Here is an 11449-nt window from a genome sequence, read left to right as displayed (position 1 = left end):
CTTTTTATTTTTACATCTGCCAATCTAATTTTCATTACATGCCATCTTCATCAACGTGCCTAAAAACTGTTAGAATACGGGGTTTTTTAAAAATATTTCTAACCTGTTGCTTTGAGAGTTACTATGTCACTGGAAGCCCTGACCACTGAAGCGCTCGCTGCGATTGCAGCAGCTCAAGACCTTGCTGCACTTGATCAAGTACGAGTGCAATTTACGGGGAAAAAAAGCCAGCTCGCGGAACAATCTAAGTCGCTGGGTAAAATGGATCCGGAACAACGTAAAGAATTCGGTGCAAAAATCCATGCTGTGCGTGAAGCGATTACAGCTGCACTGACAGCACGTCAGGCAGAACTGCATAAAGCTGCGCTGGAGCAGAAGCTTGCCAGCGAAACTATTGATATTACATTACCCGGTCGTGGCCAGCAGGTGGGCAGTATCCACCCAGTGACCCAAGTACAGGAACGTATCTGCCAGTTCTTTACCAAAGCAGGTTTTACAGTGGCAACTGGCCCGGAAGTTGAAGATGACTATCACAACTTTGAAGCCTTAAATATTCCAGGCCATCACCCTGCACGTGCCATGCACGACACGTTCTATTTTGATGTAAACCATTTGCTGCGTACGCATACCTCTGGTGTGCAGATTCGTACTATGGAAACGCAACAACCACCAATCCGTATCGTGTGTCCAGGTCGTGTATACCGTTGTGACTCGGATCAAACCCACTCACCAATGTTCCATCAGATCGAAGGTTTATACGTTGCTGAAAATACCAGCTTCGCTGAATTGAAAGGTTTGCTGGTCAATCTGCTCAACGAATTCTTTGAAAAAGACTTAAAAGTACGTTTCCGTCCATCTTATTTCCCATTCACAGAGCCAAGTGCAGAAGTGGATATTATGGATGAGCGTGGCAAATGGTTGGAAGTTCTGGGTTGCGGTATGGTGCATCCGAATGTATTACGTTCTGCTGGTATTGATCCTGACAAATACAAAGGCTTTGCATTTGGTCTAGGCGTTGAGCGTTTTGCAATGTTGCGTTATGGCATTAACGACTTGCGTATGTTCTACCAAAACGATGTGCGTTTCTTACGCCAGTTTGCTTAAAACTTTTTATTAAATCCTCTCCTAACCTCTCCTTTTTAAAAGGAGAGGGACTCCACGAAATCAGTGGGGGTTCTCCGCCTTTCTTAAAGGGGGAGTTAGGGGGGATTCTAGAGATTTGAATTACAGGTTTTATATCAATGAAAATTAGCGAAAATTGGCTACGCACATGGGTTAACCCAGCCATCGACAGCGAGAAACTTTCTAATCAATTGACCATGTTAGGTCTAGAAGTCGATGATTTATCTCCTGCCGCAAAACCATTTACAGGTGTAGTGGTTGGTGAAGTTCTGACTGTTGAACAGCACCCAGATGCAGACCGTTTACGTGTAACTACCGTGAATATCGGTTCAGGTGAACCACTCCAAATCGTGTGCGGTGCGCCAAACGTACGTGCAGGTATGAAAGCGCCAGTTGCTACCATTGGCGCGGTTTTGCCGGGCGATTTCAAAATCAAGAAGGGCAAACTTCGTGGGATCGAATCCCAAGGTATGCTGTGTGGTGCGTCTGAAATTGATTTAGAAGACAAAATTGATGGTCTTTTAGAATTACCAAACGATGCACCTGTGGGTGTCAACATTCGTGAATATTTAGACTTAGATGACAACGTGATTGACATCAGCATTACGCCAAACCGTGGTGACTGTTTCAGCATTCGTGGTATTGCACGTGAAATTGGTGTGATTAACCAATTGCCAGTGACTGCGCCAGAAATTCAAGAAGTGGCTGCAACCATTGCTGATGAAAAGAAAGTGGTGGTGTCGACTGAAGGCTGTCCACGTTACTTAGGTCGTGTGATCAAAAACGTCAACACCAAAGCGCCAACCCCTGAATGGATGGAACGTGCGCTTGCTCGTTCGGGTATCCGTCAGCACAGCATTTTGGTCGACATTACCAACTATGTATTGATCGAGCTGGGTCAACCGTTACACGCATTTGATGGTGGCAAGGTTCAAGGTGCAGTTCACGTTCGTCAAGCAACAGCCGGTGAAAAGCTGGTGCTGTTAAATGAACAGGAAGTTGAACTGAATGAAAAAGTGATGGTGATTGCAGATGATGAAAAAGCATTGGCGATTGCAGGCATCATGGGTGGTCTGTCTTCATCTGTAACGGATGCAACCACTGAGATCTTCCTGGAGTCTGCATTCTTTGCACCTTTACACATTGCAGGTCGTGCGCGTAGCTTCGGTTTACATACGGATGCTTCTCAGCGTTATGAGCGTGGTGTGGACTTTGAATTGCCAGTGATGGCAATGCACCGTGCGTCTCAGCTGATTGCTGAACTTGCAGGCGGTGAGTTTGGTCCAATTACAGTTGCAGAAAATCCAGCAGTATTGCCTAGACGTGAAGCAATTGAACTTGAACAGGCACAAGTAGATCAACTTCTGGGTTATAAAGTTGAATCAGACTTCATTACCGATGCGTTAACGCGTTTGGGCTGTGAAGTGACTGTGAAAGCAGAAGGTCAATGGTCTGTGGTACCACCGTCACACCGTTATGATATGGCAATCTACCAGGACTTGATCGAAGAAGTTGCACGTATTCATGGTTATGACAATATTCAAATCAGTTTGCCTGTGATTGATGTCAAACTTGCAAAATACCAGGATCAGTTCGAAGTGGCTCAGCTTCGTCAGACTGCGGTGACTTTGGGTTATCAAGAAGCGATCAGTTTTAGCTTTGCTGACTTGAAACTGGAAAAACAGCTCAACCCTGCAGTAAATCCATTAGCATTGGCAAACCCGATTTCAAGTGATTTAGCGGTAATGCGTTCAACCCTGTTATCAAGTTTGATTCCATGTGTGCAATATAACGTCAATCGTCAGCAAAACCGCGTACGTTTCTTTGAGCTGGGTCTGCGTTTTGATTATCAGGATGCTGCATCGATTCATGACCTGAAACAGATTCCAACTTTCGCCCTGATTGCGACTGGTTCACGTATCAATGAATCATGGCATGGTAAGCCACAGCCAATGGATTTCTTTGACTTTAAAGGTGATGTGGAAGAAATTCTGGCAGCAGCTCGTCTGAATGTTGAATATGTTCGTTCAGAGCGTGCATGGTTGCATCCTGGTCAATCTGCTGAAATTATGGTTAATGGTCAGTCGATTGGTTATTTAGGTCGTTTACATCCATCACTTGAAGATGAGCTGGATTTAGCAACCACTTGGGTCGCTGAACTCGATCAAAAAGCCGTTTTGCAAACTTATGTATCTAATTTTACAGAATTATCACGTTTTCCGTCGGTTCGACGTGATATTGCGCTTTTAATTAGTGATAAGATTAATGTTAGCGAAATTCAGAGACTTATCGAAAAGACTGGTGGTGAGCTCCTGGAGTCAACCTGGTTGTTCGATGTGTACACTGGACAAGGGGTAGAAGAAGGCAAGCGTTCTCTAGCATTTGCTCTTCTCTGGCAGCATCCAACCCGCACCCTGGAAGATGCTGAAATTAAATCAGGCATGGATAATATCCTGCAAGTGTTAGAAAACACTTATCAAGCGACATTGAGGGCTTCATGACAGCACTAACTAAAGCAGAGATGGCTGATCATTTAAGTGAGCTCACGAGTTTAAACCGTCGTGAAGCAAAACAAATGGTCGAATTGTTCTTTGATGAGATTAGCCAGGCGCTAATCTCGGGTGAGCAAGTCAAACTATCAGGTTTCGGTAATTTTGAGTTGCGTGACAAGCGTCAACGTCCAGGCCGTAATCCGAAGACTGGTGAAGAAATTCCGATTTCTGCACGCCGGGTCGTAACCTTCCGTGCGGGGCAGAAGTTCCGTCAGCGTGTGGGAACTGAGCAGGTCAATTGATCTGCTTTTTTTCTTGATAGAGATTGCCGGTAGAAATTTCGATTTTTATAGGCATAAAAAAAGAGAGCCAATGGCTCTCTTTTTCGTACTGAATAATCGTTAGATTATTGAGCAGCAGCTTCAGAAGCAGCAGTAGCGTCAGCAGCAGCGTCAGTAGCAACTGCAGCAGCAGCGTCAGCTTCAGCAACAGCAGCAGCGTCAGAAGCAGCAACTTCAGAAGTAGCTTCTACAGCAGCAGCGTCAGCAGCAGCTTCAGCTTCAGATGCAGCTTCTACAGCTTCAGATGCAGCTTGGTTAGCGTCAGCAGCAGCATCTTCAGTTTTTTTAGCACAACCAACGAAAGCTAAAGTAGTAGCAACTGCAGCAGCAATAGCGATTTTTTTGAATAACATGGCATCACTCTCTAAAAATTGAGATTAAAAAAAACCGACGTTAGCCTGTTATGTGCTTTTATTATTCCTAATTTTGTTAGGTACTAACAACGCAGGAGCAGTCTAACTGGTCTGCAAATATGCTATCACTGCGCATTTTTAATTGCTACAGGGCAAGTTCAAAAAAGTGCAAAAAACGCATGAAATTCATGGTTTTTTTAACAGAAAATAACAATTAAAGGAAAGACTTATATGGGGTAAAGGCGATTTAAACCTCTAAAACTTATACAATTTTTCTTACCATTATTTTATTAATCATAAACTTGCAAATAAGTTTACAAATCATCATGGACTTTGTTTCTTTGTGTAATCAATGTCAACCCAAATAAAAAAGGTCATCGTTTTAGATGACCTTTCTATAATTTTTGAGGACTTAGTTAGATGCCTTGCGCTTCATCTGATCGAAGAAGTCATCATTGGTCTTGGTTTCTTTCATGCGATCAAGCAGGAATTCCATTGCCGCCAGTTCGTCCTGGGTATGCAAAAGCTTACGCAGAATCCAGACTTTACGCAGATTATCTTCTGACATCAGACGTTCTTCACGACGGGTACCCGATTTCTTGATGTTCATTGCAGGGAATACACGTTTCTCAGCAATGCGACGATCAAGCGTGATTTCCTGGTTACCTGTACCTTTGAATTCTTCGTAGATCACTTCATCCATTTTACTGCCGGTTTCAATCAATGCAGTAGAAATAATGGTCAGTGAACCGCCTTCTTCGATATTACGAGCCGCACCGAAGAAACGTTTTGGACGTTCAAGTGCATGTGCATCCACACCCCCTGTCAATACCTTACCAGATGAAGGAATTACAGTGTTGTACGCACGTGCCAGACGGGTAATTGAGTCAAGCAGAATCACTACGTCTTTTTTATGTTCAACCAGACGTTTGGCTTTTTCAATTACCATTTCAGCCACTTGTACGTGACGCGCCGGAGATTCATCAAAGGTTGAAGCGATAACTTCACCACGAACCGTACGTTCCATTTCCGTTACTTCTTCAGGACGTTCGTCAATCAGCAGTACAATCAGGAAACATTCAGGGTTGTTACGAACAATTGACTGTGCAATGTTTTGCAGCAACATGGTTTTACCGGCTTTCGGGGGTGCAACGATAATAGAACGCTGACCTTTACCGATTGGGGCAACCAGATCGACTACACGAGCTGTCAAATCTTCAGTGGTACCATTACCCAATTCCATGACCAATTGCTCAGTTGGGAATAATGGGGTTAAGTTTTCAAACAGAATCTTGTTGCGAGAGTTCTCAGGTGTGTCGTAGTTAATCTGGTTCACTTTTAGAAGTGCAAAATAACGTTCACCTTCTTTCGGTGGGCGAATGGTACCAGTAATAGTATCGCCTGTACGAAGGTTAAAACGACGGATCTGGGAAGGGCTGACATAGATGTCATCGGGACCTGCCAGATAAGAGCCTGCCGCAGAGCGTAAGAAGCCAAAACCATCTGACAGAATTTCCAAAACGCCATCACCAAAAATCTCTTCACCATTCATCGCATGGCGCTTTAAGATGGCAAAAATAATGTCTTGCTTGCGGTTACGGGCCATGCCTTCTAGGCCCATAAACTCGGCAATCTTGATGAGTTCGCCAATCGGTTTTTTCTTGAGTTCGGTTAAATTCATAGGTGGTCGGATAGAATCAAAGTTCTGAGGTACAGGTTAGAAAGGGAGTAACATTCGGCCGCATACAAGCATTCAAACGACAGCAATTGAATTTGCACAAGAACAATTCAGAGGTTTGTTTGATTGTTTCAAAGAGAAATGTGAAAAAACAATTTCTATTGCCGAGCGGCATCTTATGTATTGTGTCTTGTAAGAAATTGACAGGATTTAGTATTCCTGATCTCTTGAATGAGCAATATAAGAGAGAAACAGGCGTTTGTCAATTTATTCTGGGCGAAAAAAATACGCGATATCTGATCACGTATTTTTATCTTTAAAACAGCGTTGATTAAATGTTTTCTTCAATGAACGCTGTTAATTTAGATTTAGGTGCTGCACCAACTTGAGTCGCAACCACTTCACCATTTTTGAACATCAATAAAGCTGGGATATTACGAATGCTATAGTTCACTGCAGTGGCTTCGCAAGAAGTCACATCAACTTTTACGATTTTTACTTTACCTTGGTATTCGTCAGCAAGTACTTCCAGTACAGGAGCAATTGCTTTACATGGCGCACACCAGCCAGCCCAGAAGTCAACCAATACAGGAACGTCTGATTGAAGAACGTCTGCTTCGAAGTTTGCGTCAGTAGTATTTACGATGTTGCCAGACATGGAGTGCTCCAGAAAATAATTTTTTAAAGATGGCTATAATTCTTAGTATTACATAGCCTTCTTTAACAATGTAGGGGAATATGCAAATTTTCAACCTATATTGTCAATTTGTCTAATGGATGATCACGATAGAGATAATCGTGTAACACAATTGTCACATAGAAAGAAAAAACTAAAAGGGATTAAATTGTCGATACAAATGGCTTTTAAATTGCATGGTTGTGAATTACTCTAAGCACAATTCGTTAAAGGTTTATTTCTGGAATGTCTGACTTTTTGATTGATGAAGAATTACTTGCCGCCATCGATATGGGATCAAACAGCTTTCATTTGGCCATTGCTCGAGTGGACCACGGCGAAGTCAAAAAAGTGGCATCAATGTCAGAAAAAGTTCAGCTTGCAGCAGGCCTGGACGAAAATAAGAATTTGACTGAAGCTGCGCAGCAACGTGGTCTAGCCTGTCTGGCACGCTTTGTGGGGCGTTTGGGTTCGGTTCAGCCCAACCGTTTACGTATCGTGGCGACTAATGCCTTGCGTCAGGCAAAAAATGGCCATGAATTTATTCAAAAGGCAGCAGAAATTTTACCGAAACCCATCGAAATTATTGCAGGTCGAGAAGAAGCCCGTCTGATCTATTTAGGTGTATCACATACCATGGCCAATAGTGGCCGTCGTCTGGTAGTAGATATTGGTGGCGGTTCAACTGAACTGATTATTGGTGAGGAATTTGAACCGATTCATACCGAATCCGTGCAGATGGGTTGTGTTGCCTTTACCAAAGCTTATTTTGAAGATGGCGATATTAATCAAAAGGCCTTTGATAAAGCCGTTACGGCGGCACGTAAAGAAATTTCCGGTATTGCCAATACCTATAAAGCAGCAGGCTGGGATGCTGTGGTCGGTTCGAGTGGCACCATCAAAGCCTGCCGCCAGATCTGTGTCAATATGGGCTGGAGTAACGAGCGCGAGGAGTTGACGCGTGAAGGCCTGGAAAAAATCAAAGATAAATTGCTCAAATATAAACATGTCACGGACATGGAGTTTGAAGGCCTTAAAGAAGACCGCCGTGCGGTGTTGCCAGCAGGAATTGCCATTCTGTATGCTGTTTTTGATGTTCTGAATATTGATTACCTGACCTATTCTGACGGGGCATTACGTGAAGGCGTGATGTATGACCTACTCGGGCGTTTCCAGCACGAGGATATCCGTGACCGTTCTGTGCATGCCTTGATGGGGCGTTATAATGCCGATACCAAACAGGCAGAACGTGTGGTAAAAACCGCGCAAAAACTGTTTGATGATGTGAAACAACCTTTAGCTTTAAATAGCGAAGACAGTGATCTGTTACGTCGTGCAGCTTATCTGCATGAAATTGGTCTGGCGATCAGTCATAGTGGTTATCATCGTCATGGGGCTTATTTGTTACAGCACTCGGACATTGCCGGTTTCTCGCAAGTTGACCAGAATCATCTGTCACATTTGGTCGCACATCATCGTCGTAAATTGCGCGCTGATGCCAGGATAGATGTCAACAAAGTCGGTGGTTCTCGACTTTTGTACCTGTGTTTACTGCTTCGTCTGGCGGTTTTGGTCAATCACAGTCGTAGCGATGAGATGCTTCCTGCCATTGAACTGAAGGTGAAGAATGCGCAACAATGGCAACTCAGCGTAGCCGGTGATGCCCGACAATGGCCTTTACTGGTGGCTGAACTGCATGATGAACAGGTGCAGTTTAGGAATTGGGAAATTGATCTCGCAATTCAGTCTGAACAATTTGTTGATTAACACCTTTATAGGGATGAAAACGGTTAACCTATGAAAAATAAAGCGACTCCATCAAAAGCATGGAAGACCGTGCAAATTGCACGTCATCCTGAACGTCCACAATTCCTGGACTACGTGGGTGAAATATTCACTGAATTTGATGCTTTACATGGTGACCGTCTCTATGGTGATGATGGTGCAATGATTGGTGGTCTGGCGCGTTTTGACGGTCAGCCTGTGATGATTGTTGGCCAGCACCGTGGCCGTAGTACCCGTGAAAAATTACAGCATAACTTCGGGATGGCGAATCCTGAAGGTTACCGTAAGGCACAACGCCTGCTCGATATGGCAGAGCGTTTTAATCTGCCTGTATTTACCTTTATTGACACGATGGGCGCTTATCCAGGCGTAGGCGCAGAAGAGCGTGGTCAGGCTGAAGCGATTGCTACAAGTCTGGCACAGTTGTCTAACCTGAAAGTACCTGTGATTGCGACTGTACTGGGTGAAGGTGGTTCTGGTGGTGCACTGGGGATTGGGGTGGCAGACCGTGTGGTGATGCTATCTCATAGTATCTATTCTGTGATTTCACCAGAAGGCTGTGCATCGATCCTGTGGAAAACTGCGGACAAAGCTGAACAAGCCAGTGAAGCACTGGCACTGACTGCGGAAAAATTGCAGCATATGGGTATTGTGGAATATGTAGTAGATGAAGGTGAAGGCGCTCATTTAAATCCTGATCAGGTAATGCAAGACCTGAAAGCAGTACTGAAAGAAGCGCTGAATGAACTGCAACCGATGGAAGCCGAGGCACGATGCGAAGCACGTTACCAGCGTTTAATGAAGTTTGGCAGCGACAATTTAGGTCTGGTTTCTTAAAACAGCTGCAGGACTTTCCTGCAGAAACAAAATTTCTCATCGGATGCAGTGGCGGCGTGGATTCCATGCTGTTACTGCATCTGATGTTTTTTTTGTGCCCGGAAAAAATCCGTGGGATTTATGTCGATCATCAGCTGCAAAGTGGTAGCGCTGAATGGGGCAGATTTGTTCAGCATGAATGCCAAAAGCTGAGTATCCCCTGTATTGTCCAGCCAGTTATTGTGGCACAAGGTAATCTGGAAAATCAGGCCCGGGAAGCACGTTATCAGGCCTATCTGAAGCATCTACAGCCCAATGAAATTCTAGTTCTTGCGCATCATCAGCAGGACCAGGCAGAAACACTGATGCTGCGTTTACTATCTGGGGCCGGAGTCGATGGTCTGTCTGCCATGAAGCGGGTAGATATACGAGAAGATTTAACCATCTGGCGTCCACTTTTGGATATTTCTCGTGAGCAGATTTGCCAATGGGCCGCTGACCTGAATATTCAGAATATTGAAGATCCGAGCAATCAGAATAATGATTATGATCGTGCCTGGGCACGTCAGATTTTGTGGCCGCTATTAAGTGAGCGCTTCCCAAAAATGCAGGCAGCTTTAGCTCGAACCACGGATCTGATGCAGGATGCTCAGGAAATCTTGCAGGATGTGTTGCGACAAGATACAGACGTTTGTATCCAAGATAATATTTTAGACTTATCTAAATTTTCTGAACTGTCTTTAGCACGCCAGCGCCAGCTGCTATCTAACTGGATGAAAGGGGGAGGACAGTATCGGCCTACACTGGATATGGTACAGCGCTTGCAACGTGAAGTCATTCATGTACGTGCAGATGCCCAGGCGGCTTTGCATTGGCAAGGTTTTTATTATGTGCGTTATCAGCAGCTGGTCTATAAGCTCAGTAAAGAAATTTATCTGGCAGGTCAACAGCCATTTTCTGGCGAACAGCAGATGATTTTCAGACTTCAGGATCGTATTGATTTGCCTTCAGGACAGTTTCAGATTCAGTCTGCGGTAATCGGTTTATCATTGGATTTATTGAATCAGCACTTGAAACTGACACAGCGCCAAGGTGGCGAAAAGATTCATTTATGTGGACGTGTCGGTTCTTGGCCACTGAAAAAAGCCATTCAGGATGCGCAAATATTTCCATGGATGCGGCATACAATTCAAATATTAAGCATAGATGATGTTATGCTAGGCGTGTTTACGCCCAAAGGATTTTGGTTGGCTGAATCTGCCTATTGTGAGGTGGAGGGGTGGCAGCCAATTTCAGTCTCTTCAATTTCAGAACACAAAGACGAGCATTAAAAATGAGTGCAGCTTTAAATTGTAATATCAGTTTCATTGGTGGTGGTAACATGGCTCAAGCCTTAATTGGTGGCTTGATTGCACGTGGTTTGCCGGCAACCCGTATTACAGTTTCTGATCCAGTCGAAAAAGTGCGTCTACTGCTTGCTGAAAAAGAAGTGAATGTTACTCATGATAATATTGCTGCAATCAAACATGCCGATATTGTGCTATTTGCGGTGAAGCCACAGGTGCTAGCGGATGTGCTTAAACCGCTGCAAGGTTTGTTGGACGGTAAATTGGTTATTTCCATTGTAGCAGGTGCTGAAATTGCGACTTTGTCTAGCTTACTTGGTACCGATCGTATTGTTCGTGTGATGCCAAATACACCAGCATTAGTACAGACTGGCGCGCATGGTTTATTCGCCAATGCAGACATGAGTACAGCAGACCGTGAGCTGGCGAGTCAGGTTTTAGCTTCAACTGGCCTGACAATTTGGGTAAACTCTGAAGCGCAAATTGATGCTGTAACGGCGGTTTCTGGCTCAGGTCCGGCTTATTTCTTCTATATGATGGAAAGCATGATCCGTGCAGGTGTGAACCTGGGGCTAGATGAGAAAGTTGCAACTGCATTGACCTTGCAAACTGCACTGGGTGCAGCGCAAATGGCAATTACCAGTGCAAATACACCAGCTGAATTACGTAAAAATGTGACTTCACCGAATGGCACGACTCAGGCTGCACTAGAAGTCTTTGATCAGGCCCAGATTTCTCAAAACATTCAGGCAGCTCTGGCTGCTGCTGCAAAACGCAGTCAGGAGCTCGCTCAAGAGCTTAGCGACAGCAGTAAGTAAATTTTCAAATTTAATATTTAGG

General features: G+C 44.3%; 10 protein-coding genes. 7 read left to right on the top strand and 3 right to left on the bottom strand.

What is annotated here, in order from left to right:
• Positions 1–123 precede the first annotated feature (123 nt).
• From pheS to FSC11_RS11905, 3 genes are all read left to right on the top strand, one after another.
• Complete coding sequence (gene pheS / locus FSC11_RS11915; RefSeq protein ID WP_004813006.1) at positions 124–1104, top strand: phenylalanine--tRNA ligase subunit alpha; 981 nt, start codon at positions 124–126, stop codon at positions 1102–1104.
• A 137-nt stretch (positions 1105–1241) separates the two neighbouring features.
• The gene (pheT, locus tag FSC11_RS11910) at positions 1242–3623 is read left to right on the top strand and encodes a phenylalanine--tRNA ligase subunit beta (protein WP_163167085.1); all 2382 of its coding nucleotides are present in this window, start codon (positions 1242–1244) and stop codon (positions 3621–3623) included.
• A complete protein-coding gene (locus FSC11_RS11905) occupies positions 3620–3916 on the top strand; it encodes an integration host factor subunit alpha (RefSeq protein WP_004813003.1) in 297 nt (98 codons plus the stop codon). The genes pheT and FSC11_RS11905 overlap by 4 nt, the downstream gene beginning before the upstream one ends.
• A 104-nt stretch (positions 3917–4020) precedes the next feature.
• Here the strand turns inward: FSC11_RS11905 and FSC11_RS11900 are convergent, their stop codons facing one another.
• The 3 genes from FSC11_RS11900 to trxA all read right to left on the bottom strand — a co-directional run bounded on the left by FSC11_RS11900 (position 4021) and on the right by trxA (position 6644).
• Positions 4021–4308, bottom strand: coding sequence for a hypothetical protein (locus FSC11_RS11900; protein ID WP_004813000.1), 288 nt, complete (start codon positions 4306–4308; stop codon positions 4021–4023).
• Positions 4309–4720: 412 nt separating this feature from the next.
• Positions 4721–5989 carry a transcription termination factor Rho gene (gene rho, locus FSC11_RS11895; protein ID WP_004812998.1) on the bottom strand — a complete coding sequence of 423 codons (1269 nt, stop codon included), beginning with the start codon at positions 5987–5989 and terminating at the stop codon, positions 4721–4723.
• A gap of 328 nt (positions 5990–6317) precedes the next feature.
• On the bottom strand, positions 6318–6644 hold the full coding sequence (trxA, locus tag FSC11_RS11890) for a thioredoxin (protein WP_004812997.1): 327 nt from the start codon (positions 6642–6644) through the stop codon (positions 6318–6320).
• A 264-nt stretch (positions 6645–6908) separates the two neighbouring features.
• Between trxA and ppx the strand changes: the two genes are divergently transcribed.
• From ppx to proC, 4 genes are read left to right on the top strand one after another with little or no spacing between them, the layout of a single operon-like run.
• Positions 6909–8429, top strand: a complete 1521-nt coding sequence (gene ppx, locus FSC11_RS11885; protein WP_005221026.1) for an exopolyphosphatase — start codon at positions 6909–6911, stop codon at positions 8427–8429.
• Positions 8430–8459: 30 nt separating this feature from the next.
• A complete protein-coding gene (locus FSC11_RS11880; RefSeq protein WP_004812992.1) occupies positions 8460–9284 on the top strand; it encodes an acetyl-CoA carboxylase carboxyltransferase subunit alpha in 825 nt (274 codons plus the stop codon).
• A complete protein-coding gene (gene tilS, locus FSC11_RS11875; RefSeq protein WP_163167083.1) occupies positions 9221–10594 on the top strand; it encodes a tRNA lysidine(34) synthetase TilS in 1374 nt (457 codons plus the stop codon). Before FSC11_RS11880 ends, tilS begins: the two co-directional genes overlap by 64 nt.
• Before the next feature lie 2 nt (positions 10595–10596).
• Entirely contained in the window at positions 10597–11427 is an 831-nt protein-coding gene (gene proC / locus FSC11_RS11870) for a pyrroline-5-carboxylate reductase (RefSeq protein WP_163167081.1), read from the top strand.
• Positions 11428–11449: the final 22 nt, after the last annotated feature.

This window comes from Acinetobacter schindleri, assembly GCF_010918895.1.
GTDB classification, from domain to species: Bacteria; Pseudomonadota; Gammaproteobacteria; order Pseudomonadales; family Moraxellaceae; genus Acinetobacter; species Acinetobacter schindleri.
The sequence above is the reverse complement of the archived record's forward strand: the minus strand, read 5'-3'. Positions and strand labels throughout refer to the sequence as shown.